Source organism: Fibrobacter sp. UWB12 (assembly GCF_900142485.1).
GTDB lineage: Bacteria > Fibrobacterota > Fibrobacteria > Fibrobacterales > Fibrobacteraceae > Fibrobacter.
Genome location: NZ_FRAZ01000003.1, coordinates 493,703 through 518,073 on the forward strand (window position 1 = coordinate 493,703; position 24,371 = coordinate 518,073).

The 24,371-nt window shown below is 47.3% G+C and carries 17 protein-coding genes; 10 read left to right on the forward strand and 7 right to left on the reverse strand.

All coding sequences use genetic code 11. From position 1 onward, the window contains the following. Positions 1-81 precede the first annotated feature (81 nt). The gene (locus tag BUA34_RS06805) at positions 82-1,059 is read right to left on the reverse strand and encodes an aldose 1-epimerase (protein WP_072827976.1); all 978 of its coding nucleotides are present in this window, start codon (positions 1,057-1,059) and stop codon (positions 82-84) included. A 186-nt stretch (positions 1,060-1,245) separates the two neighbouring features. Between BUA34_RS06805 and mnmE the strand changes: the two genes are divergently transcribed. From mnmE to BUA34_RS06825, 4 genes are all read left to right on the forward strand, one after another. Continuing rightward, complete coding sequence (gene mnmE / locus BUA34_RS06810; RefSeq protein WP_072827977.1) at positions 1,246-2,625, forward strand: tRNA uridine-5-carboxymethylaminomethyl(34) synthesis GTPase MnmE; 1,380 nt, start codon at positions 1,246-1,248, stop codon at positions 2,623-2,625. Then, entirely contained in the window at positions 2,615-3,469 is an 855-nt protein-coding gene (locus tag BUA34_RS06815) for a GRP family sugar transporter (protein WP_254794361.1), read from the forward strand. Before mnmE ends, BUA34_RS06815 begins: the two co-directional genes overlap by 11 nt. Positions 3,470-3,596: 127 nt before the next feature. Next, the gene (locus BUA34_RS06820; RefSeq protein WP_254794362.1) at positions 3,597-5,687 is read left to right on the forward strand and encodes a M6 family metalloprotease domain-containing protein; all 2,091 of its coding nucleotides are present in this window, start codon (positions 3,597-3,599) and stop codon (positions 5,685-5,687) included. A gap of 82 nt (positions 5,688-5,769) precedes the next feature. Next, positions 5,770-7,239: a M16 family metallopeptidase gene (locus tag BUA34_RS06825; protein WP_072827979.1), complete on the forward strand. Its 1,470-nt coding sequence runs from the start codon at positions 5,770-5,772 to the stop codon at positions 7,237-7,239. Between the two features lie 87 nt (positions 7,240-7,326). On the opposite strand, the gene BUA34_RS06830 is transcribed toward BUA34_RS06825, so the two are convergent. From BUA34_RS06830 to pelA, 3 genes are all read right to left on the reverse strand, one after another. After that, positions 7,327-8,238, reverse strand: a complete 912-nt coding sequence (locus BUA34_RS06830) for a hypothetical protein (protein ID WP_072827980.1) — start codon at positions 8,236-8,238, stop codon at positions 7,327-7,329. 19 nt (positions 8,239-8,257) lie between these two features. Continuing rightward, a complete protein-coding gene (locus BUA34_RS06835) occupies positions 8,258-10,357 on the reverse strand; it encodes a pectinesterase family protein (protein ID WP_072827981.1) in 2,100 nt (699 codons plus the stop codon). Between the two features lie 70 nt (positions 10,358-10,427). Beyond that, positions 10,428-12,155: a pectate lyase gene (gene pelA / locus BUA34_RS06840; RefSeq protein WP_072827982.1), complete on the reverse strand. Its 1,728-nt coding sequence runs from the start codon at positions 12,153-12,155 to the stop codon at positions 10,428-10,430. A gap of 248 nt (positions 12,156-12,403) precedes the next feature. On the opposite strand from pelA, the gene BUA34_RS06845 reads away from it, so the two are divergent. From BUA34_RS06845 to BUA34_RS06855, 3 genes are read left to right on the forward strand one after another with little or no spacing between them, the layout of a single operon-like run. Then, positions 12,404-13,225, forward strand: a complete 822-nt coding sequence (locus BUA34_RS06845) for a TIGR02147 family protein (RefSeq protein WP_072827983.1) — start codon at positions 12,404-12,406, stop codon at positions 13,223-13,225. Between the two features lies 1 nt (position 13,226). Further along, positions 13,227-14,834, forward strand: a complete 1,608-nt coding sequence (locus BUA34_RS06850) for a hypothetical protein (protein ID WP_072827984.1) — start codon at positions 13,227-13,229, stop codon at positions 14,832-14,834. Between the two features lie 57 nt (positions 14,835-14,891). Further along, positions 14,892-17,120 (forward strand): NADP-dependent isocitrate dehydrogenase, encoded by a 2,229-nt coding sequence (locus tag BUA34_RS06855; RefSeq protein WP_072827985.1) that lies wholly within the window; start codon positions 14,892-14,894, stop codon positions 17,118-17,120. 110 nt (positions 17,121-17,230) lie between these two features. Here BUA34_RS06855 and BUA34_RS06860 read toward each other — a convergent pair whose 3' ends face one another. After that, complete coding sequence (locus BUA34_RS06860) at positions 17,231-19,009, reverse strand: ATP-dependent nuclease (RefSeq protein WP_072827986.1); 1,779 nt, start codon at positions 19,007-19,009, stop codon at positions 17,231-17,233. A 379-nt stretch (positions 19,010-19,388) separates the two neighbouring features. Here BUA34_RS06860 and BUA34_RS06865 point away from each other — a divergent pair, with 379 nt between their 5' ends. Further along, complete coding sequence (locus tag BUA34_RS06865) at positions 19,389-20,366, forward strand: hypothetical protein (RefSeq protein WP_254794363.1); 978 nt, start codon at positions 19,389-19,391, stop codon at positions 20,364-20,366. Then, positions 20,366-21,118: a tRNA pseudouridine(38-40) synthase TruA gene (gene truA / locus BUA34_RS06870; protein ID WP_072827988.1), complete on the forward strand. Its 753-nt coding sequence runs from the start codon at positions 20,366-20,368 to the stop codon at positions 21,116-21,118. Before BUA34_RS06865 ends, truA begins: the two co-directional genes overlap by 1 nt. A gap of 97 nt (positions 21,119-21,215) precedes the next feature. Here truA and BUA34_RS06875 read toward each other — a convergent pair whose 3' ends face one another. Next, positions 21,216-21,944, reverse strand: a complete 729-nt coding sequence (locus BUA34_RS06875; protein ID WP_072827989.1) for a pyridoxine 5'-phosphate synthase — start codon at positions 21,942-21,944, stop codon at positions 21,216-21,218. Between the two features lie 8 nt (positions 21,945-21,952). Next, complete coding sequence (locus BUA34_RS06880; RefSeq protein WP_072827990.1) at positions 21,953-23,062, reverse strand: divergent polysaccharide deacetylase family protein; 1,110 nt, start codon at positions 23,060-23,062, stop codon at positions 21,953-21,955. Positions 23,063-23,094: 32 nt separating this feature from the next. Between BUA34_RS06880 and miaA the strand changes: the two genes are divergently transcribed. Further along, complete coding sequence (gene miaA, locus BUA34_RS06885) at positions 23,095-23,994, forward strand: tRNA (adenosine(37)-N6)-dimethylallyltransferase MiaA (RefSeq protein WP_072827991.1); 900 nt, start codon at positions 23,095-23,097, stop codon at positions 23,992-23,994. The last annotated feature ends 377 nt before the right edge of the window (positions 23,995-24,371 follow it).

The window sequence follows — 24,371 nt, forward strand, 5'->3', positions numbered from 1 at the left end:
AAAAGCAAAAATGCAACAACATTTTTGCTTGGAAAGGAAAAAATATGTTTATAGAAAATATAAGGGTGTTTTTGAGCGTTTTTAGGCGTTTTTCTGGATACTTGCCCCAAAACTGAATGTACGAGATTCACCCGGCTTGATAACGATTAAACCTCTGTGGTGGTTTAAAGTATCGGGTTCCGCGGTCATCGGCTCGATGGCGATGCTCATGCGGTCGGGTGGAGTATAAATCTGGATGGTGTTATATTGTTCTTTGCCGGCTTTTTGCCAAATTTGGAGAGTTTTGGAATCGCTTTTGAGTTCCGTGGTGGCTAAAATGTTCTCAAAATTTTGCTCATTTTTGAGAACGAAGCAGTCGTTGATGAATTCATCGTTGATGAGCCGGCCGCCCACAAAACGGGTATCCGGTTTGAATTCGCCTGTCGGAATATCGGCTTTGTCGAGGAGGGCGAGGTCCGTTTCGGGGAGCTTCATGACGAGATTGTTGATTTTTTCACCGAGCGTGTAATAGGGGTGCCAGCCTTCGGAATAGGGAAGGTCGCCTTTGCCGATGTTCGTGACGGTCGATTCGACACTGTAACTTTCGCCGGTGAACGTAATCTTGTTAATGGCGCGGAAGGGGAACGGGAATCCGGTAAATGCTCCCGGCCAATCAATGCCGAATGTCGCGATGCATTTTTCGCTATCGCTTTCGAAACTCAAAAGATTCCATTCCTTGTTCTGTAAAAAACCGTGGAGGGCGTGCGGAGCCCAGCTCACGTTATTGACAAGCTGGTAAACGCTCCCGTTCCAATTGAACTTGGCGTAAGCCACGCGTCCCGGGAAGGGGGCGAGTCGGCAACCGGCGTTTGTGTCGGGCCCCATTTTGTAAATGTCATCGCCTTCGCGGTAGCCGAAAAGGAGGTCGGCAAGTTTACCGCTCTTGCTGTCGGGAATACGCCAGGCGTTGAGGCCTGCACCGTATCCGCTTAAAATTTCAAATTCAGCGCCGTCGTCGCGCTGCAAAACGTAGCACTGCACAGTGCCCAAAGGACGGGAAATAAGTTTGAATCTGGTCATTGGTTGTTCGTCATTGGTCAATAGTTGTTCGTTGCTAGGGAATTTAGTAATTTCCTAACTAGATAAGTAATCAGTTCTAAGTTACTAGTTACTAGAAATTTTGGAAAGAAAAAACATCTTGTATCTTAATTCTTCTAGTACCTAGTAACTATTAACTAGTAACTACAATTTACTATCTTTCGCTTCATGGATTCCCAAACGATTGTAGCCCCGATGACGCCGGCCGGCGTGAGTGCCGTTGCCGCAATCCGCGTAAGCGGTTCCAAAGTGCGAGATGTAATTCGGTTATTGTTTGGCGAATCTGCGATAAAAAATTTAAAGGCTCGCGAAGCGAAACTTGCAACGGCAAGGGATTACCGAACTATTGTGAATGGCGACCGGAAAACGGCCCAGGTTATCGATAGCCTCCTGTACATCTTTTTCGAAGGTCCAAATTCCTATACTGGCGAAGACGTGCTGGAGCTTTATCCGCACGGAAACCCGATTATCGTTCGCGAACTGATTCAGGTCATTAAGAGTGTTGAAAGAGTGCGTCTTGCGGAACCCGGTGAATATACGCGCCGTGCGTTTTTGAATGGTCGCATGGACTTGGTGCAGGCGGAATCTGTCGCGGATGTGATCCATAGTGCAAATCGCGATGAACTTAAGAATGCCCATCGTTTGCTCGGCGGTGCGCTCTCGAAAAAGGTCAAGACGCTCACGGAACAGGTCATGGACATTTCGGCGCGTCTCGAACTTGATGTTGATTTTGCCGAAGAAGAGGCCGACCCAGATTACGCAACTTGGGGCACAAAGATTGAAGCGATTCGCGAAAGCGTGCAATCTATATTGAAAAGCTTCAAGGAAAAAGCCAATGTGAGCCGTTTGCCGCTTGCAGTTTTGTACGGCGCTCCGAATGCGGGCAAATCGAGCCTTGTAAACGCACTTCTTGGCGAAGATCGAATTCTGGTGAGCGATATTCCGGGCACGACCCGTGACTTTGTTGAAGTTCGTCTGTTCTTGGATGGTGGTGAAATCCGCTTGGTTGATACCGCGGGTATTGCGGACGAGGCTACTGATGCGCTCGATGCACTCAGCATGGAAAAGAGCAAGGAAATCCTCGCTGAAGCTGACATGAAGATTCTTGTCGTGGATGGAAACAACGTCATTGCGAGGAACGATAGTGGAGCCTGCCGCGAGCAGAGCGTGGCGGAAGCAATCCAACCGGACCTTGTCGTCATTTCGAAATCGGACTTGAACCCATCTCGTCAGGGCGGAAACCTCCGCATTTCTTCGAAGACGGGGGAGGGTCTCGCGGAACTTCGCCAAAAGATGAATGCCGCTCTTTTCAAGAAAATGGAAAATTCCGAAGACCTCTGGATTACGAGCGAGCGCGAAAAGAACTGCCTCGAAGATGCTCTCGCGGGCATCGACCGTACGCTTTCTCTTATTCGTACGAATCCGGCGGTGGAACTTATTGCGTTTGAAATGCAACTGGTGCGCCGGTCTCTCCAAAGTATAACGGGCGAAATTTCGTCCGAAGACGTTTTACAAAAAATATTTGCGGGGTTCTGCATTGGGAAATAGTTACGTTGGTCTCGTTTTAGCCGTATTTGCGTTCGGCACTTACATGGTCCCTCTCAAGGCTTGGTCCAAATTCTCGTCTTGGGCGTACCTCTCTTGCATGGCTTTGGGTATGTTCCTTGGCCAACTTGCCATTTCGATTGCAACGGACACGCTGTGTGTTTTGCCGGTGGGCCTCCTTTGCGGGTTCTTCTGGGTATGTGCGGGGGCGTTCTGCTTTTGGGCCGTAAAGGCCGAACAGGACTTGACAGGTGCCGGTGTGCGCTCGATGGGCGTGAGCATTCTTGCTTCATTTATAAGTGGCGTGCTTGTTTTCTCGGAATCGACGTTACTTTACTTTTCAATTCCGGCAATCCTTCTTTTGCTTTTTGGCTTGAGTAGGCTTGCTCCTCCGCAGGGGAATATTTTTAGAAATTGGCGTTCTTTGTTGGGCGGTCTCATTTTTGGTCTTTACCTCATACCGTACAAGTTTGCCGAAGTTCCTATACTCGAGTTCATGAGCTCGTTCTCTATAGGTATTTTCGTAGCCGCAGAACTTTTGGTTGCAATTTTGTGTATAAAGCGCCGTTCCCTTTTTGAATATGGCTTGGCTCCTTCGATTTCTTCCATGCTCATGGGCATTTTGTGGGTCGTCGGGCAGCATGGCTGCTTCTGGGCTATCGACACGAAGGGCTCCTTGGGGTATGCCGTGGGCTATCCGCTGACGCAGTTGAACCTTTTGGTGAACTTGCTTTGGGGGGTGGTCGTTTTCGGTGAATATCCGACAAAATCGGAACGAATCAAGCTTGCGATTGCCGTTTCTGTGATTTTATGCGGCGGAGCGCTTCTTGCACTGTCAAAAATGTAAGTTTTTGTATCGGCTGTTGCTAATTTTTGGCGTTCTGTCAACGAAAAACATGTAAAAAACTTATTGTTGTTTTGCTAAATCCGCCATCAGAATATATGTTTATAATATGAGTTGGTGGAAGTGTATATTGATTGGGTCTTTAGTCGGTACCGCATCTGTGTGGGCCGTTAAAGCTGCACCGTTTTTAATCAATTCAACGCAGCCTGATGGTTCCGTTGTGCAGATTAGAAAGGTCGGAAACGAACACTTTAATTACACTGTTACTGGAGATGATAGCGTACTTGTGGTACGTGACTCCAGCGGCTATTGGAATTATGCCGACGAACATGGCAAAAAGACGGGGATGAGGGTCCATGCCAAGTCTAAACGTGGTGCCAAAGAGAAAAATTTCCTCAAAAAACGCAATTCTCGTCAAATTCTTGAAAATTTTCGCGAAAAACGCCTAAAACAGTTGGAGGAACAGCGCTCTTCCGAGCCTCAGGTGCTCCAGTCCTCGTCTCCCATGAAGGCTAATGCTTGGGGAGGGCGGACAACCCAAAATACCAATACCCCGATGCGCCCGTCTGTGAATAACGTCAAAAAAGAAGGTGATGTTCGCGGGCTTGTTATTCTTGTCCAGTTTAGCGATGTAAAGTTTAAGCGCGATAATGCCTATGAGGAATACCACGATTTCCTTAATAAAGAGGGATATTCGAATTACTTTATGAAAGGTAGCGCGCGAGACTTCTTTATTTTGAATTCTTCTGGAAAATATCGTCCTACATTTGATGTGTATGGCCCTATAACCCTTAAGGGTACTCGCGATTCCTATGGCGCTTTGGTTGACCCCAATAATATAGCGGCAGGAGCTGTCAATGCCGTCAGCGAAGCTATGGATTCGCTTGTGGCAGCTGGTGTCGATTTTACGCCTTACGATAGTGACAACGATAGAATTGTAGATTTTGTCTACATGATTTATGCAGGTGTCGGTTCGGCAGATACGGATGTGCAATCCGCTATTTGGCCACATTCTTATAATGTAAGCAAGCGTCTTACGCGCAATATGTCCATGTATCGTTACGCCTGTTCTCCTGAAATAGATGGTCAGGCCTATTTGTACCGGAAAAGTACAGATGCATTAAATGGTATTGGAACATTCTGCCATGAGTTTAGCCATGTCCTTGGCTTGCAGGACCACTATGATGTCTATGTCAATGACACGCGTATGAAAGTTCGTTATACGCCGGGCGCTTGGGACTTGATGGATGCTGGTTCTTATAACTGTCCGCAAAATAAGTATAAGTCGACTTCGTGCTCGCCAGCGAATTTGTCCGCTTTTGAACGCTTTAGTTTAGGTTGGCTTGAACCGCGCCGGTTAGAAATTTCGGATACGACTTTTGTTTTGAAGACTATTCAAGAAAATGATGGTCTTGTACTGACCTCGAAAAACGATGCTGAATACTATTTTGTCGATTTCCGTTTAAAACAAGATTTTGACGAGGGTCTTCCGAATCAGGGTTTGTTGATTTGGCATATCAATTATGACAGATATTCTTGGATGTACAACGAAGTCAATACCACGGATCCCATGAAAGTCGATTTAGTTGAAGCTGATGGTAAAGCGGATGTCTACAGTGCTAAAGATGATGCTTTCCCGACGAGTAGGGGCGTTAATAGCTATAATGGCTTTGTGACATGGGGTGGTGATAGTCTTGGACTTGAAGTTTATGATATAAAAATTGTAGATGACCATGTGGAATTCAAAACTCGCGGAAGCCGAGTATCTCCAGTTTCACCGGCATCTTCTTCTAGTGCCGTTCGTTCTTCTTCAAGCAAGGCGGTTTCTTCTTCGAGCAAGCCTGCTTCGAGTTCTTCAAGCGTAAGTTCTTCGTCTGTGTCGTCTAGCAGTAAGGCGAAGTCTTCTTCTTCTAACGTTATTTCTAGTACTTCAAAAGACTTGAGTTCGTCATCAGAACCATTTATGTTTGCAACGCAAAACATAGTTCCGTCTGCAGTTCAATTCTCTGTTGCTGACCGAGCTTTGAAGGTCCATGCAGATATAGATGGACTTAAAACGGTTGCTTTGTTCGATGTAAATGGAACTCTTCTTATGAAGAAATCGTTTGCCGACAAATACTGCGAAGTTCACATGGATAATCTGCGTGGAAAAGCGCTTGTGATTGCGGTGCTCGAATTGAATGGGCAAGTCGTGAAATCGAAAAAGATTAAAGTGAAGTAAACTAGGGGCGAAAGCCCCCTTTTTTATTGTCATTCGAGTATGGAGAAAAAATCTCCATATTTTTTTTAGTAAATTATCTATCATGAAAAAACTTTTCGCTCGAATTGCTTTAAGTTGCGCTTTGGTTCCTGCGTTGCTTGCCGGAACGTCTAAAGCTGCTGTAAATTTGCCCGTACATAAGGAAATTCTGGATAACGGACTTACGGTGCTTTTATACCCCAACAAGCAGGCACCTACGGTGAGCTTCCGTTTGTTTTATGTGACCGGTTCTGTTCACGAAGTTCCGGGTAAATCGGGACTTGCCCACATTTTGGAACATGAATTGTTCAAGGGTACTAAAAAAGTCGGCATTTCGGACAGCATTGCCGATGCCAAATTCATGGCGACTCAAGATTCCTTGCAAGCTCTAATCCGTCCTGCAAAGCAGGCGGGTGACACAGCGCTTGTTAAAAAGCTTACGGCTGAACACGATTCCGTGGTGAATGAACACCGCAAGATTTTTGTGAAGGATGAACTTTGGGGCGCTTATCAGGCTGCAGGTGGCACAGGGCTTAATGCATTTACAAGTGATTTGCTGACGGCCTACACGGTCACGCTCCCCAAGAATAAGATTGAACTTTTCATGTGGCTTGAATCGGACCGCATGCAAAATGCCGTGTTGCGCGAGTTCTATTCGGAACGCTCTGTTGTGCGTGAAGAACGCCGCATGCGCTATGATGACCGTCCGACAGGCCGCTTTTACGAAACGCTCAATTCTATGATTTATGAGGCGTTCCCGTACCGCGTGCCGACCATTGGCTGGCCTAGCGATATCGAAAATTTGACGCGAGAACAGGCCGATGAACATTACCGCAAGTATTACAAACCGCGCAATGCCATTCTCGTGATGGCTGGTGATTTGGATACGCTTGAAGCGATGTCTCTTGTCAAGAAATATTTTGGACCGATTCCGACGGGCGATTCGTTCCCGGCACTTACGGTGCGCGATCCGGAACAGGCGGGCGAAAAGCGTTTGATTGTAAAGCGCAAGGACGCTCCGAATTTGTACACGCTCGTCTTCAAGACTCCGGCAGTTGGTGATAGCACGCTCTATGCGCTCGATATTGCTGAAGGCGTTTTGAATGGACGTTCAGGTCGCCTTTACAAGCGCCTTGTCGAAGAAGAAAAACTTGCTGTTGGCGTAAGCGCAAGCAATAGCCCGAACAAGTATGTTTCTGAGTTCTCGGTCCGCGTGAACCTCCGCCCCGATGCCAACCGCGAAAAGGTCGAGAAAATCGTGTGGGAAGAACTCGAAAAACTCAAGAAAGAACAAGTGAGTGAACGTGAGTTCCAGAAGGTAAAAAATCGCGCCTATGCAGGCCTTATCCGCAGTTTGACCGATATGGAAAATGTGGCAACCATGCTTGGTTGGTATGAAGTCTACGGCGATTATCGCTATTTCATCAATTGGGCAGATAATTTGGATAAGGTGAATGTCGCTGATGTCCAGAATGTTGCCAAGAAAACGTTTGTCCGTGAAAAGTCAACGGTCGGCTTCTTGGTGAAAGAATAAAAATCGTGCTAGTCCCGCCACCGGACGGGCATCTCCATTATAAAAATGAGCGACGCTGATGCGCCGCTTTTTTTTTAGAAGTCTTAATTAAATGCCTTCGATTGCTTGAATCTGCTTCCCGAGTTCGTTTGCTAGTTGCGAATTTTCGTTGTAGATAGCGCTGATTCTTTGGCAGCTGAGCTCGAGCAAGTTGCGGGCTTCGATAGAATCGCTTTGTTTGCGCAGAATTCTCAAAGCCTTATCGATTCTTTCGATGTCGTTCTGATCGGGGTATCCCTTCATGAACGTGTAGAAAAGTTGAATTTGCGTGTTGTAGTCGTTGTCCGATTCGCAGGCAAGCAAAAACGGAATCACGCGCACGTTAAGGAGCTTTGAAAGGTCGCCCATGAAAGTGTTGAGCGTGAGGCCTTTCGGGAAAAGCTCTTCGGAGTCTTTTTGAATATCTTCTGTATTGACAAAGTCACCTTCTTCGAACTGCGAAAGCATTTCGTTCAGCATGTTCATTTCGCTTCGTTTCGCTTGTTCGCGGTACTTTGCTTGGTAGTATATCGGGAGCGTCGTAAGGCAATAGTGTGCTTGGTTTGCACCAATGAATTCACCGATATAGTAAATGTCGGCTTCTTCTTTGAGAATGTCTTCTTCGCTGTTGAAGTTTCCGATGCGAGCTGGAATAGGGATGACTTCCATGTTCGAAAGTTCATGGAGGCGTTCGCGCATGGCATCAACGTCTATATTTTCAGGAAGTTCAACACCGTTTTCTTCCATGGTTTTGAGAAAATTGTTGAACTTTGCGTCGACGGCGCGGTTGACTTCTCTTCTGCTTGGCTTGTGTTCGGCCTGACGAAAATCGCCTTCCAATGTCAAAAGCCCGTTTTTGATCATGTCATTAAACGGAGTTTCGCTAGGTTCGGCGTCGGGGGAGGGCAAAATGCGTGCATAGGCAATCATTCTGCCGCACAACTGGTCGTCATTTCCTTTTTTCTGTTCAATTCCAAGCATGCTCTAAAATTAACAAATTCTAGCGGACTTGAACAATTTTTTGTTTGTATTTACCTTGGCTGGAGGTCCTTACAATGTAAATGCCCGGAGTAAGGCCTGCCATGTTTGCATTTCCTTTTGTTTGGCGGACCAAATTGCCCTTCGTGTCGTAGATTCGCGATTCCAAAACAGCACCGTCGGTGCGCTTAATCTTGGGGAGTGCCACAGGATTTTTCTCAACGTTCTTTTCGGTAAGCTTGATTTGGTCGAGGTTCGGGCCGTCATTGCCATCAACGATGGAGAACGTGATGTAGCTTGCGCCTTTGGGGAGCGTAATGGTTGATTCTTTTGTCTGGTATGTGGTCCACTTGTCGGTGGCTTCGAACGAAACGACTTCTGCGCCTTTGCATCCGTCAACGCCTGCGGTGCATGTGCCGGGGGCTGCGAATGCGAGGCTGCGAACTTTGCCGCTGCCGTTTGCGTATGTCATTTCCATCGTGTATTCGCCTGGGTATTCTACATATACGGGAATTTGCACGGTCGATTTTCCCGTGCCGAAGTTGATGTAGCCTGTGCCAGCAAAGCCTGCGTTTGTGCTTTCGTTGATGGCGTTATCGATGATGCCATCTTCGGCCTGGAAAGTGTCTGTGCCCTTGGCTTCAAAGATGGCTCCGAGTTCGATGTCCTTTGTCATCGTTGTTTTCCAAGTGCTTTCGCTGCCGGCGTCGCTTGCGCTTTTTCCGGTCCATCCTGCAAATTTCCAGCCGCTGGCGGGTTTCGCTGTAAATGTGACGGAAGTGCCTTCTGCAATTTTTTCGCGATTCGGGGAGGCGATAACGGAGCCGCCAATAGAAGAGTTGATTGTTAAGTTGTAGTAAGTGACGTTTGCTTCGAGGACGGTGATTTCGTTGGAGCTTGCACCGAGGCCGCCCATGGAATTTGCGGCGCGGACCGTAACTTTGGAACCTGCGGTGATGCCGCCGACGTCAATGGAATTTGTGGTGGTATTGCTGTGGTATTTACCATTCACAAAGATTGCCCAGCAAATGGCGTTGTCGTCATCGTTCCAAACGATGTTGGCGCCTTCCTGAGAAATTTTAGGTGCTGAAACTTGCGCTGTGAGTTTGTTTGGTTCCCAGTTATCGCTGCCGCCAAGCACATTCTTGAGCGTGTATTTCGCGGCATCGCTTGCGTTCCAAACGGTTTTGAGTGATGTTGCTGTTGAACCATCCTTGCCTCCGTCAAAGTATGTTTTGCGTTGGCTCGTGTTGATAGCGCCGCCATTTCCGTTCTTGCTGTTGTATTCGCCAAAAATCTGCGGAGCGGAATTCATGTCGGGCCCCCAGCCTTCGGCTTTGGGTTCTGCACGCATGATGGTGTTTAACCAAACTACTTTTGCACGGCCCCAGGAACGCCCGAGATAGAATGTCTTGTTGAATCCGGAATTGCTGACTTCAATGATGGCGTTGTTGAAAACGTAGCCCCAGGTATCTGGATTTTGCGAGGCGGTAATGTAGCCACCGTTTCGCGTCATCACGAGTTTGGTGCCTTCGAAGAATACGTCGCCGCCACCGCAGATAAAGTCTACGGTGCCGTCAATTTCGCCGCCTTCCCAATACGTGCGACCTTTCTTGGTGTAGTATGTATCTTGACCGCTCAAGAGGCGCACGTTTTTGTAGATGAACTTGTCGCCTGCATTTTGCTGCAAAGCGACTTGTCGCGCTGCATTTGAAGAACTAACGGAACTTCTGTTTTGCAGGGTGATATCCTGCATGTACATGTTCTTGTTACTCGGGAAGTATATCGTTGCTGTGGTGCTGATGCCTTCGGTATCTGTCGTGTTCCAGATAATCGTTTTGTCAACGGATTCTCCGATGATGGAAATATTCGATCCGCTGAAAGTCGTTTTGCCGTGTTCATCGCCGGTGACTTTGGTAATGTTGTATTCACCATTTGGCACGAATAAGATAAAACGGTTAGATTCGCTTGCGCCCGAAGAGGAGGCCTTTGCGATAGCCGCCTTAAAATCTCCATCGACGCCCAAGACAAAGTCAAATCCGTGCTTCGTAATGGCGAACGCACTTACCGCCATCGCAAACGGCATACAAACTGCAAACCTGTAAACCCAACTATTCAACATAAGACCTCTTCTTTGCTTGTCACCCCGGACTTGTTCTGGATTGTCATTCCCGACTCCGAGCGGGAATCTCCTATTTCGTACTTTTCCCATTCACACGGAATGTATTGCCGCCACGCATAAAGTAAGCCCCTGCGCCATTGGCTTTGTTGCTAAAATCTACAAAGTAGCGGTTGTCCTGCTGGGCTTTGCGGATGGCGCGTATTGCTTCAATGGATGAGCGTGGTACTTCAACTTCGCCAACTTTCAAATCATCGTTCATCCAGCCGATGTAATCGATGTTCGCCATACCGTCTTTCGAAAGGCTTGTGAACTTGAGTTCGCTATAGCCCATTGGCAATTCGATTTCGATTTTTTGTATTTTCCATTCGGTCCAACCACCGGTCGATTCCATGCTGCCGTCTGCAAGTAACGTCTTGTCTCCTGCAGAAACGCTGTAACCGCGTGCGGAACCGCCGCCGTTTGCAAAGCTGATGAACAAAGTGTATTTGCCTTCCTTGAATGCGGTGACGCCGTAGGTCACGAAACTTCCGGTGGAGTTGTCAACGTTGGCGTAGCCTTCGCCGACAAAACCTGTGTTGGTTGTTTCTTTAACGCCTTTGATGTCGATAAAGTCTACACCGTCAATGTATGTTTTGCAGGTGTCGCTCCCGCACATTGCAGGTGGTGGCGGGGGAGGAACGTAATTGTCATCCATCTTGGCGAGTGCTTCAAGGTATGCATTTTCGGTGCCTAGAATTGCAGAGCCGTAATCGCCTGCCCACTGGTAGCCCTTGCGACGTTCTTCGCTGATTTTCATGAAGTCCTGCGTCTTGGTGCTAGCACCATCGCGGTCGCAGAAAAAGTAGTTGTCGTTGTTGACTTCGTAAAAGCGGAACCACAGCGATGAACCCGCCTTGTCCACAACGCCTGCGGTCTTGCTAAACGCCTTGTCTTTTAGTTTATTCTTTTTGTACCAAGCGATTGCGCCTTTGACCGCCTTCTGGATTGCTTCGTTTTGGTCTGGCCAGTTCATCAAAAACCACACAACGCCCATGGATTCGTTGCCAGATTTGCTCGGGAGTTCGTAGGCGCGTGCGCCTACGGGGGCGAGGCTGTTGGTGTCGTGCTGGGCGCACCAAACCGTGTGTTTTCCGTCGTTCACGATTTGCGCCTTGAGCAAGTAATCGACCGCTTTGTCAAGAGCCGATTTCATCTTGCTGCGGGTGGCGTCGTCGATGATATCCGAATCAAATGGACTTGTCTTGTTGGCGATATCCATCATCGTGACCATGGCGCGGATCATGGCGTTGTCATTCAGCGTGATTTGGTCGGAATAGTTGCCGCGCTTGGGCCAAACTTGCGGTAGCCCGCCTTTGGAGCGCTGCATGGTCAAAAGAAAATTGACGGCTTTATTGAAACTTGTCTTAAATGCGGCTTTGTAATTGTTGTTCGTCGTTTCTTTGTAACGCACGGCGAGCAAACGCATTTCCTGGATGGTGGCGTTGTTGTCTATAGTGCCGAGGTCGCCACCGCCTTTAGCTTGCCATTCGGATTTTTGACCGCCGCCATACGCGCTTTTATACTTGTCGGCCATGGCTTTGTAAAAACCGCCGTTTGCGATTTGCCATGTGGTCATGTTGTAGGTGTACTGGTCGATATCCATGCCGGATGCCGCCGAGGTCAGCTCCGAATAGCCTCGATAGCTGTTGATTTTCGAAACTGCTGTTGATGGGGGAGTATAGGTTGCCGCAAACGAAAAAGACGCGACAGACATTGCCGCTACAAAAAACTTGTAGTTACCAAACCCAAAATTCTTCATAAAAAGACCTATAGAAGAGTTTTTAAACCCACACCGCTTCTATAATCTACATTATAATAGGCCGATTTTTGTTATGAATTTCTTTTAAGTGTTGTCTTTGGACAATGGGGCTATTTATAATACACTCTGTATAATATTTTTCTAAAAATTTTTATAAAATCTAAAAATTGATGAAATTTCTTTAAAAATCTTGATTTTGTATAATAAAATCTATTGCAGAGCTATGCCGCAAAAACTAATTTATAGGTATGAAACCAATCACTGAATATCAAGACTACCGAGAATATATGCGAGACTTCTACGAAGAACGCAAACGCAGTTCTTTGTTCTCATGGCGTGAATTCTCCAAATTGGCGGGGTTCACTTCGCCAAACTACATCCAGTTGGTGTGCGAAGGCAAAAGCCGCTTGAGCAAGACTGGCGTTGAAAAAGTGGCCGAAGCCATGGGGCTTGCCGGCGCTGACCGCGACTATTTCTTTGCGATGGAACGTTTTGGCGATGCCAAGAACGATGCGACGAAAATCCAGGCGTTTAATGAAATGCAGAAAATCGCAAAGGAAAACCGCTTACGAGTCGTTGATGCCGAGGCGTTTAAGTATTTCGAATCGTGGGTAAATCCGGTGCTGCGTGAACTTGCTCCGATTATGCCGGGCACAAAACCGCTCGAACTCGCGCGTAACTGCTACCCAGTTGTGAGTGCCGCCGAAGTTCGCCATTCGCTCGACTTTATGTGCCATGCGGAATTCCTAAAGAAGGTCGGCGAAGATACCTATGTGCAGACCGAGAAGGTCGTGACGGGATCTTCCGAGGCGATTCCTTTGGCGCTGCGTTCCATGAACCGTCAAATGTCAAAGTTTGCAACAGAAGCCATTGACGAAATCCCGCCCGAAAAACGCCACATCGCGGGTGTAACGCTAGGTATCTCCGAAGAGACGTACCAATGGCTTGTGCAAAAGCTTGAAACGCTCCGGCAGCAGGTGGTTGCCATGGCAGCAAAAGAAAAAGAATACGATAAAGTTTATCGATTGAACTTACAACTATTCCCACTTACAAAAGGGAAGGAGGAATGAGATGATGAGAGCTAATAAAATAATCGTGAGTGGACTTGCCGCTTTTTGGGTGTCTTGTGCGGAGGTATCGACGACTCCTGATGTTACAGGGGCGACAACGGAACCGAGCACATCGCCGATGGCTGAGCTGACTGAAGCGCAGAAAACCATTTTGGCGAACTCGCTATACACATTGGTGGATTCAACGAAAGTTGATTCTTTAAAAGCCATTTTTGGTTCTGATATAACAAAGATTGATCACCGTTATATTGAATATTTCAATACGCGTCCGTATAGCGTCAAGAACGATCAGGTTTTCAGTTATCCAAGTAAAGATGGGCGTAAGGTTTGTGATGTTGTGACATATAAGCAAGAAAATGGAAAAGATCAAAAAGGTGTTTTTCTCGCGATGTCATACGATGAACACAATCATAGATGTAAATGGGAAGGTTCCAAATTTGAAGAAAAAAGGTGCCTTGCAGATGATTATTTGGGTACTCACCGCAATGAAACGGTTGTTGATGCTAAAATTACTGATGTGGATGGCGTTCCTGTTGTTATAAAATCGATTGGCATGACTTCATTCAATCAGTTTTTTGGGTATGGCGTCTCTTGTGGTGAATACTTAAAAGAATTCAAGCAGTCTTGCAACGCATCAAACGGCCTTTTCATGGATTTTGGAGATGGCTGTAATATGAATCAATTGAGTTTAGCTTGTGCATCTTTTATTCCTGAAGGTAAAACGCCTGATGAAGTATTGAATTCTTATACCGAAGGGTATAAAATTCAGTGCCTTGAAGATTCAATAAAATACGCTCCATACGATGATGAAAATTATGTCTATATTGATCCTTTCTCGGATAGTTTGTATAGAGATAGTGTGAATAGGGTTAGTAATTTAGTTTATGAATGGAGTAGGGCTCAAAAGCATTCCATGTATGCTTATAGATGGCAATTCTCGATAATTGATAGTACGGTAGGGTTAGATGATTGCGATAACTTTGTTTATCAAGAAAGAGAAGATGACGAACTCGCTCTCAAGCATGTTAATAGCTTAGGCTACGCTTATAACACATTGCCCGATACTAAAAATGCAGATGCATATCGCAAAGAGGGTGTTTATGTATTGCCAGATTCCTTGGTGGCTGAATTCTTCCCGAATCTGGCGACTTATCCGGCGGATGGATTAGAGGGACTCAAGTGGTATCCCCCGGAAATTTTCTACATCATCGTTCTGAAAGATGTTGGGGCAAAGGGACATTTTGTAACAAATTTTGATGCAAACGGAATTTACGTGACGGATATTGTGAAAAGTGGAAATTGCCCTGAAGATACGACTGTCCACTATTCGATGATTTTGTTGCTGGATTCTCCTGATTGGGATGTTATGAATCGCCCCATTGTTAAAACGACTTATGTGAGCGATAATTGGAATTGCGACAAGCCGGAAACTCTTGAAAAAATAGAACCTTATGGTGAATGGACAATTTCGTTTGATGGGTCCAGATATTATGAAGAATGGTTTGCTTTGTTTGAAACGGATAGATATGTAGAATTGTATGGTGGTAAAGAAAGATTTATAGAACATTTTGGTGAAGATAACTATTTAAAATTGGTAGGTAAAGACTAGCCCATTTCCAAGATATAGAACTTAACTTTCATGAGCTATTTTCTATCTTAGGGGCGTATGAATACTAAAATCTATTACACCCTTACGGACGAGTCGCCGTTCTTGGCGACTCAGTCTTTGCTTCCTATCGTATCTGCTTTCGCAAAGACTGCAGATATCGATGTCGAAACTAAGAACATCTCCTTGCCGGGCCGCATTCTTGCCGCTTTCGCGGACACGCTCCCGGCGGGTACGACGTTTGCAGGCAAGCCGGTGACGGATGACCTCGCATTCCTCGGCAAGCTCACGCTTGAACCGGATGCAAACATCATCAAGCTCCCGAACATTTCTGCCTCGGTGCCGCAGCTCAAGGCCGCTATCGCCGAACTCCAGAAGAACGGCTACGCCCTCCCGGACTACCCGGATGCTCCTGCAACGGACGAAGAAAAAGCGATTCGCGCCCGCTACGACAAGGTGAAGGGCTCCGCCGTGAACCCGGTGCTTCGTCAGGGCAACTCCGACCGTCGCGCTCCTAACGCTGTCAAGAACTATGCCCGCAACAATCCGCATAGCAACGGCGTGTGGAACGAATCCGTGAAGACTTATGTCGCCAGCATGCAAGCCGATGACTTCTACGGCAATGAAAAGTCTATCACGATGGCTGATGCCGATACGTTCAAGATTGAATTTGTTGATGAAGCTGGTGCTGTGACGGAACTCCGTGCCGCAAAGCCGCTCCTCAAGGGCGAAATCATCGATGCGACCGTCATGCGCATGGCTTCTCTCGAAAAGTTCATTGCCAATGCGATGGCCGAAGCTAAAGCCAAGGGCCTCCTCTTCTCCGTGCACCTCAAGGCCACGATGATGAAGGTCTCTGACCCGGTGCTGTTCGGTGCTTTTGTCCGCGTGTTCTTCAAGGATGTGTTCACGAAGTACGCAGACCTCTTTAAGGAACTCGGAATCGACGCCAACAACGGTCTCGGTGACTTGTTCAAGCGCCTCGAAGGCAATGCCAAGGAAGCCGAAGTCAAGGCTGCTATCGACGCCGCACTCGCCGCAGGCCCGGACCTCGCCATGGTCGATTCTGCCAAGGGCGTTACGAATTTGCATGTGCCGAGCGACGTGATTATTGACGCTTCAATGCCGGCAATGATCCGCAATTCCGGCTGCATGTGGAACAAGGAAGGCAAGCTGCAAGAAGTTGTCGCCTGCATCCCGGACCGCTGCTACGCGGGTATTTATGATGAAACGATTGAATTCTGCAAGCAGAACGGCGCATTTGACCCGAAGACGATGGGTACCGTACCGAACGTGGGCCTCATGGCTCAGGGTGCCGAAGAATATGGCAGCCACGACAAGACGTTTGTCGCAAAGGGCAAAGGCGTCATTCGCGCTGTGAACGGCAAGGGCGAAGTCCTCTTGCAGCAGGAAGTCGCTGCTGGTGATATCTTCCGCATGTGCCAGGCCAAGGACGCTCCGGTGCGTGATTGGGTGAAGCTCGCTGTAACGCGCGCTCGTCTCTCGAACACTCCGGCTATCTTCTGGCTCGATCCGGAACGCGCTCACGACCGCGAAATTCAGAAGAAGGTTGAAGCCTACTTGCCGGAACATGACCTCAAGGGTCTCGACATCAAGATTATGAGCCCACGCAAGGCTATCGTCGAAACGATGAAGCGTGCTAAGGCTGGCCTCGATACTATCGGTGTGACGGGTAACGTGATGCGTGACTACCTCACGGACCTTTTCCCGATTCTTGAAGTCGGAACCTCTGCAAAGATGCTCTCCATCGTGCCGCTTATGGCTGGTGGTGGCCTTTATGAAACGGGTGCAGGTGGATCTGCTCCGAAGCAGGTGCAACAGTTCCTCGCCGAAAACTACCTCCGCTGGGATTCTCTCGGTGAATACTTCGCACTCGTGCCTGCATTCGAACAGGTCGCGCTCAAGGACGGCAACAAGAAGGCTAAGGTCTTGGCCGATACGCTTGATGCCGCCAACGGCAAGATTCTCGAATTCAACCGCACGCCGGCTCGTAAGATCGGTGAACTCGACAACCGTGGTTCCCACTTCTACCTCGCTCTCTACTGGGCTCAGGCTCTCGCCGCCCAGAAGGACGATGCAGAACTCGCCGGCAAGTTCGCTCCGATCGCCGCAGCTCTCTCCGCAAAGGAAACGGAAATTGTCGCTGCTCTTGCTGCCGAACAGGGTAAGCCTGCCGATATCGGTGGTTACTACATCCCGAAGGCAGAACTTCTCAAGAAGTGGATGCGCCCCGTCGAAGCGTTCAATGCAATTATCGACAACATCTAGAATGTCACCCCGGACTTTGTCATCCTGGAGCGTAGCGATAGGATCCAAGGCATTAAAAAAGGAGTGTCGCAGAAATGCGCACTCCTTTTTTTTGCTTCGCTGTGAAATTCTTAGAATTGCCCGCGGCTCCCGTTGATAATCCATTGGCACAAGGCTTCTATGCCATCGTAGTCGGGGAGCGTCTGGATAAAGTTCTTGGACTTGCTGCGTTCAATGAAGTTTCGCCACACCATCTCGTTTTTGCCGTTCAGCCCGAGGTGCTCTTCAATTGCGCCTCGCGTCCAAACCCAAATGCCTTGCTCGCAAAGCTTGTTGTGAATATTGCGGATGGGGCGTTCAGCTTCGGGCATAGATGCCATCATTGCATACGCCGTAGAGGCACTGATATTGCTGTGCTTGTTGACAGGGAGGCCGTTCACCAAGCGCAAATGGTTGTGGCAGGCGAGCTCGCGGAACAAGTTGCGACATTCGGTAATGTCCGGGTCGTTAGCGCTCAAAAATCCGTCGCGGGTTGCCGTGGTAAACGCGTAGTCCAAATCGACTATGGCTCGCACGGGAATGTCCATCGCGCTCAAAACCTGCATACTCTTGCGTGTATTGCTCACGCCGCCTTGACGCACGAGCGCACATTTGATAAGTGCAAAAGATTGCCCGGTAATGCGTTCGAAAAGGGCGGGGAGCACTCGCCATTCCGTTTTTCCTTCGGTAAGCAGCACATAATCGGCAAATAAAAGTTCATTGCTGTTAGACAAACTAAACAGCATCTGCAACTGGCTCGGCGCATCTTTCACGACTTGACGAACGGCATCTTCCATTCGTTTGCGCATAAATGTACCGCGTTGCCTATTCTTGCGAATCAAAAGAGACGTGCTCACATCTTCACTCGTGACCATCTGCGCGGAATGAGTTGCAAAGACAACCTGATAGCCTTCATTCGAAAGGTTCTTGAGGGCAACGCGCACAAGTTCAACAGCTTGCGGGTGCAAGAACAGTTCCGGTGAATCAATCAGCATGAGCGTGCGGCTCAGATAATGATTGTTGTGATGCTTTTTGATTTCGGCGAGGTAACGGATAAGCGCCATTTGGATGGCTCGTTGCGAACCCGCACCCATGCGTGAAATGTCGCGTTCGAAACCGTCATCTTCATCGACAACCTTAATCGTTGCACTCTTGAGGAATGTCTCAAGAGTCGGTACAGGAATGTCGAGTTCTACTTTAACGCTCGGGAAAAGCGGACGGAGGGCCGTGTTGACTTCTCTATCGAAAGCCTGGATTTCATCAGCTCTTTTGTCGCTCCCAGGGGCAAGTAATTCTGTAAACTGCTCAATGACTTGACTCAGCTCGCCACCGAACTTGCGCTCGAGTGGCTTGAAAATCTCGTGCATGAGCTTTGTGTAGGCGTTGTTCCCCTCAAAATCCCAAATTGCGATGGATTCCGGGAATATACGGTTGAACGCTGCGATGAATTTGTCGTTGACACGGACCCAGTCCTTGCCTTTGCGCTTGCCGTTAGATGGGCTAAATGCCCAAAATTCAATATTGCCGGGGAGCTCGCCCGGGATGCGCTGGACTTTCTTGACACGGAGTGTGGAACCTGCAAGGAACGGCTCGAGTTCTGCCGCCTTTTCGTCTCCAAGGCGGTTTAAAATTTGTTCTGTAATTCCCTCGAAAATCCCTTCGGCTTCAACGGGGTGGTTCGGGTCGTCAAAATACGAGATGTCCAGCGAGAAATTGGCTAGCAACCAGCGAATTCCCATCAAAATATTCGTTTTTCCGGCATTGTTATAGCCAATCAAAGCGGTAAAATCACTAAGCGGAAACGTCTCGCGCTGGATAGAGCGGAGATTCGAAATCGTAATACGGGACAATCTAAGTGCTTGCTGCTGCATAGCTTGAAACTATAAAAACTTTTCGCAAAAAGTCTCATTTTGAGCGAATAGAGGCGAAAAAGTGCGTATATAGACCGTATAAATTGGAATGATTGCGCACGAAATTACGATAAAAACGAAAAAACACCAAAGCTGTTGGGGCTATGGTGTTTTTTTTGGGGTTAGGAGGAGAACAAAGAGTTCTTGAACATAAAGGTATCTAAAGTTTGCTGGCTAAAGGTGTTTTTCACTAGATTAGTGTTGAAAAGTGTTGTGAACTTCTCAATGAAGCGATGCAATTTTTTCTACAATTAACAATAGGTATGTTAAAAAGAGGTTTTGCTTAGTGTCAAACTTTCAAAATGAAAATGTTGCGGGAATAATTTCTAGATTTCCGGGCATGAAGAAATATGCTGCTCCAGTTGTTCTTTTTGTTTTGGCCTGCGCCTTAATTGTTTATCTCAAAGTTGATTTCTCGGGTTCGTCCACTTCGTTCGACGTTAACCGATACATGCAGACTCGTGCCAAAATTGATTCTTTGGAAATTGCATTGTGGAATGCACAGGGCAATGTCGATACTCAGGTAAAAATCCGCGATGAGCTTTCCAATGCCTGGGAAGATCTTTCGGCCATGCGTTCTAATACGGAAGGCGATGCTGAAGAATCAGAAGAAAACGTAGGCGGCTTTTCTAGTGGCGTTTTGCTTTGGATTATCGGAGGCTCACTTGCGGTCCTCCTTTGCGCCGTGATTCTTGTTCTTGTGCTTATCCATCGCAAAAAAGTGGTTGAAACTCGAATGATGGAAGCGCTTGCTAAAGCAAAAGAAACGGGTGAGTTGCCTGCTGTTGACGATACCGAAACGATTACAACTACACGAGTTCATGCCCCGAAAAAATCTATTATCGACGAAGCTCAGGAATTTGCAGCCAAGCGTCGTGAAACGATGGAAATGCAAACAAAGACGGGCGCTGATGTGGAATCTTCTAGTGTCGGTGCGACAAAGGCTGCTTTTGAAGATGAACATGGCGTTCCTGAAAATCGCATTTTGACATCGCCGTTTAACGGAAAGACTGTACTTCGTCCGACCGCAAGAGAACGTATTACTTCAGCCATGCAGTCGCTTTCTGACGTGCTGCATCATGACCGATCCAAGGTCTCGCATCCAAAGGAACAAACCCCACCGAGACCCGAAGTTGTAGCTACGGCTGTCGCTCATCCGCTTGAGATGAACCGCTTTGATCGAGAATCTTCGGTGAATAGCAAGATCTTGCAGATGTCTCGTAGAGGGTTCCCTGCTTCGGCAATTGCTTCGAAGTTGAAAATTCCTCAGGCTAAGGTCGAGGCTGTTATCAAGGAAGCTGTAGAAGCAGGTAACTAATGCGTTACCGCTTTCGTTGCGAATATCTAGGCAGTGCCTTTTACGGCTGGCAAGAACAGAATTGTGGCGGCAAGCTCCGCTTTGTAACTGTGCAATCAACGCTCGAAGAAGCGTTGTCGATTGCTTTGCGTACACCAATCCGCGTGACGGGGTCGGGCCGAACCGATACGGGCGTACATGCTCGGGGACAGTGCGTTCACTTTGATTTTGACGGTGAACTTGATCCAGTGAAGGTTGTTCGCTCTGTTAATGGTCTTACAAAACGCCTTATCCGTATCCGTGATTTGGAACCTTGTGCTGCAGACTTTAATGCGCGTTACGATGCCGTATTGCGCTATTACCAGTACACGATTTTTACTCGTTCGGTTGCGTTGATGCGTGATTTTGGCTGGGAATGTGGTTCTCTCAATCTCGATATCGATGCGATGGGGCGTGAAGCCGCCTCGTTCCTCGGAGAACACGATTTTATTGATTTTTGCATTCCGCGTAACGACGGAAAATCGACACTTTGTACGTTAAGTGAATTTCGCCTGGAACGATTGAACGACTGGAGCTGCATGTTCCACATTAAAGGGAATCGTTTTTTGCATCGCCAAGTTCGTGCCATGGTCGGCACACTCTTTGATGTCGGGCGAGGTCGCTATCCCGAAGGGACGGTCAATCAAATTTTCGCCAAGCAATTTAAAGGCGAGCGCACATGGGCGCCCCCGCAGGGGCTTGTGCTAGAGAACGTGGAATATAGGGATTATTGATTTTAGTTGTTGGTCATTGGCTCTTGGTCTTTAGTTTTAAAGTTTGGCGCCTTTGGCGCGATGATATGACTAATAACCAATGACTAGCTGCTAGTGACTAACTTCTAATTGCTTCAATCATTTCTTTCACAGCGCGTTCCATGCCGACGAGTGCGGCGCGGCTTACGATGCTGTGTCCGATGATGATTTCGTCAATGCCGTCAATCTGGGCAACTGCTTCTACGTTTCTGTAATTAAGTCCACGACCTGCAAGCACGTTCAAACCATACTTGTGCGCAAGAACAGTCATGTCTTGCAATGCAGAAACTTCACGGTCGACTTCTTCGCGGCTGCCAAGTTCGAATGCCGTTGCATATTTGCCTGTATTGAATTCAACAAAATTTGCACCGACCTTCTTGGCTGCCTTGACCTGTTCGGTTTCGGCATCGATAAACACGCTTACGAGAATATCGTTGTTGCGAAGCGTCATGATGTACTTTGCAAGTTCATCAATCTTTGCAGATACGTTAAGGCCGTCTTCAGTAGAAAGTTCGGTATGGACTTCCGGGACGAGGGTGACCATGTCCGGTTGGCGGTTGATGGCAAACTGCACCATTGCTTGTGTCGGTGCCATTTCAAGATTCAGCTTGGTCGTAACAGTTCCGCGGAGGAGTCTGATGTCTCGGTCCTGGATATGGCGCTTGTCTTCACGGAGATGGGCGGTGATGCCGTTGCAGCCGGCAAGTTCAGCGATCATGGCTGCTGCGACTGGGTCTGGTTCCTTGCCTTTACGGGCTTCACGGATTGTAGCAATGTGGTCCACGTTTACACCGAGTTTGATAGACATAGGCTCTCCTATTTAGAATTGAATAAAGTAGATAAGTCAACGAGGGTCGTGCCTTGCTTGGCAGCTTTTTTGGCAATGTCCTCAATTTTAGACAAATTTTGTTCTGTCAGCGGGAGAATCATTATAGATGTTCCGCTTTTTGGGGCTTCCCTGAGTTTCTGGTGGACATAGTCTTCGACAGAACTATTGTCCGGATTATACGGGAATGCAATTTTACAGATAATATCAAAGTCCTTGCATGTTTGCGGAACAACCGTACGTTCTTCCATGGATAAATCCAAAAACCACATGTTCTTCTTTTCGGTGGGCTTTAAGATAGCCTGCAAAAGTTGTTTATGCTTGACTGCCTGTTCTCCATAACGAGTTGCTATGCCTGCTGCATTCGGGAGAACGTCCTTTGCATCGTTGATGTTTTCTTCAATTTGTTCTTCGGTGTGGTGTATGCGGAGCGGACGGAGCTTGTTGTGGACTTTGTTCAACTTAGTCGATTCCATGGCTAGCCATAGAACAATTTCTTTGTTGTTTATTTTGTTTAGGTCTTTGTAGAAATCATCGTTTAAACCAAAGGGAGGAACGAGCAGGTCGAACGGAAAATCTAGGTGGTTTAGCTTTTCGATAATCTCATGAGACAAGTTTGTTGTTTGAAACGCAATCGACATGAGCGATGCGTTTTTCATGAATATATTGTCCGAAACTTGAAGTGTCAGCTGAAGCGAATCACCCTTGGGCGTTAAAATATCCACCTTTGCGGATTGGTACGAATTTGGGTTGTCGTTCAGTTCTTCCATCAAGAGTACAGTCCCTCCGCGCTTCTGGATAAACTTTTGCGCTTGCATAAGATAGACTACGATGGTCTTTCCGCGAGCAAGGGTCCAAATAGTACGCTTGGAACGTTTGGAATAAGTCGACGAAATAATCTTGAGCTCGTCTTGCAAGCCTTTTTCGAAGGGAATAGTGTCGTTTTCAACCGGAGCTGATTCGGGGGAGTGCATACCGGTAGTTTCCTCGATTTTTTCGAGAATATGATGCGCCTTATCTTGGTTGTTCAAAAAAAATGCCAAACCGGCAAAAATCCCCGACGCTAAAAAAAGTGCGACAATGTGTTTAAGCTTAATCATTACGCCTATAAATATAACTACATTGAGCGCGTATGCCTATTCTGTTTGCACTTGTTGGAGCTACTGGTGTTGGCAAGTCTCGCCTTTCACTGGAACTGGCGGAACGCTTTAACGCCGAAATCATCGGCGTGGATTCTCGTCAGATATACAAAGGTTTTGCCATTGGAACTGCGCAGCCCTCTACGGAAGACATGCTTCGGGTGAAACACCATCAGATTGATTTTCTTGATCCGCGCAAGGTTTATTCTGCGGGCGATTTTTGTGCAAATGCGAAAAAACTTTTGTCTGAAAATCCCAACCAGAATTACATCTTGGTTGGGGGAACAGGCCTGTATCTTCAGTCTTTGATGCTTGGACTTCCGCAGATTCCCAAAATTGATGAGTCTATTCGAAAATCTTTCGAAGATGATGCAGTAAAGTTTGGAAGTAATAGTTTGTTCAAAAAAGCGAAAGAAGTGGATCCCGAGGCGATGGAAAAGGTCGAAGATAATAATGTTCAGCGCATTATTCGTATTCTTGAAGTGTTCCAGCTGACAGGCCGCAAACTCTCGGAATGGCAAAAGAAACGTGAAGGGGGAATTGGTGTCTTGCCTGTGTTCTGGCTTAATCGAGCTCGTGAAAATCTTTATGCAAGAATTGATACGCGCGTGGATCAAATGATTGCAGATGGTTGGCTTGATGAAATTCATGAATTGGCAAAAACGGTTCCGCTAGAAGCTCCTGCATGGCAGAGCCTTGGCTATAAAGAACTTTTGTGTGCAAAAGACGGTAATCAAGTGCAATCAGTCCTTGAAGAAGTGAAACGAAAAACGCGAAATTATGCGAAAAGGCAGTTGACATGGTTCCGTTGGCAGGTCAAATCGACTGAAGTGGACTTGGATACCTGTACAAATCCTCTGGAATACATCCATAATAGGGTGGTTGCCCCTTAAAAGGGCCGTTTTTAGGACTCTCCAAAAATTTTTTCACCAAAAATTGGGCTTGAAAAGGGCAAATTGCCCTTTTTCTTTTTGAGGTCTCCTAAAAAAGTGGTGAATAGAATGTGAATATCATGATGTAGAAACGGGATAGAACCCGTTTTTAACGAAAAAAGTGAAAAAAAGTGAATTTTTTTGCCAATGACCCCTTGTTTTTATTCCTGAAAATTCTATAATTGGTCTCACCCTCGAAACGACGGTCAAAACGAAGAATCGAGAGTAAAACGAAAGCCTGCAAGACTTTCGGGAAGATTGAAGGAATCGGAGATGTGCTTAGTGACGGCCCAAGAAAATTTCTTGGAAGTCAAATTAATCAAGAGGCGAGAGTCGCG

Bases quoted from the DNA above. Each gene is read 5' to 3' on its own strand.
- BUA34_RS06880 (WP_072827990.1), bottom strand. From the start codon at position 23,062: ATGATTAAGCTTAAACACATTGTCGCACTTTTTTTAGCGTCGGGGATT.
- truA (WP_072827988.1), top strand. From the start codon at position 20,366: ATGCGTTACCGCTTTCGTTGCGAATATCTAGGCAGTGCCTTTTACGGC.
- BUA34_RS06850 (WP_072827984.1), top strand. From the start codon at position 13,227: ATGATGAGAGCTAATAAAATAATCGTGAGTGGACTTGCCGCTTTTTGG.
- BUA34_RS06835 (WP_072827981.1), bottom strand. From the start codon at position 10,357: ATGTTGAATAGTTGGGTTTACAGGTTTGCAGTTTGTATGCCGTTTGCG.
- BUA34_RS06805 (WP_072827976.1), bottom strand. From the start codon at position 1,059: ATGACCAGATTCAAACTTATTTCCCGTCCTTTGGGCACTGTGCAGTGC.
- BUA34_RS06865 (WP_254794363.1), top strand. From the start codon at position 19,389: ATGAAGAAATATGCTGCTCCAGTTGTTCTTTTTGTTTTGGCCTGCGCC.
- mnmE (WP_072827977.1), top strand. From the start codon at position 1,246: ATGGATTCCCAAACGATTGTAGCCCCGATGACGCCGGCCGGCGTGAGT.
- BUA34_RS06825 (WP_072827979.1), top strand. From the start codon at position 5,770: ATGAAAAAACTTTTCGCTCGAATTGCTTTAAGTTGCGCTTTGGTTCCT.
- BUA34_RS06830 (WP_072827980.1), bottom strand. From the start codon at position 8,238: ATGCTTGGAATTGAACAGAAAAAAGGAAATGACGACCAGTTGTGCGGC.
- BUA34_RS06860 (WP_072827986.1), bottom strand. From the start codon at position 19,009: ATGCAGCAGCAAGCACTTAGATTGTCCCGTATTACGATTTCGAATCTC.
- BUA34_RS06845 (WP_072827983.1), top strand. From the start codon at position 12,404: ATGAAACCAATCACTGAATATCAAGACTACCGAGAATATATGCGAGAC.
- BUA34_RS06855 (WP_072827985.1), top strand. From the start codon at position 14,892: ATGAATACTAAAATCTATTACACCCTTACGGACGAGTCGCCGTTCTTG.
- BUA34_RS06875 (WP_072827989.1), bottom strand. From the start codon at position 21,944: ATGTCTATCAAACTCGGTGTAAACGTGGACCACATTGCTACAATCCGT.
- pelA (WP_072827982.1), bottom strand. From the start codon at position 12,155: ATGAAGAATTTTGGGTTTGGTAACTACAAGTTTTTTGTAGCGGCAATG.
- miaA (WP_072827991.1), top strand. From the start codon at position 23,095: ATGCCTATTCTGTTTGCACTTGTTGGAGCTACTGGTGTTGGCAAGTCT.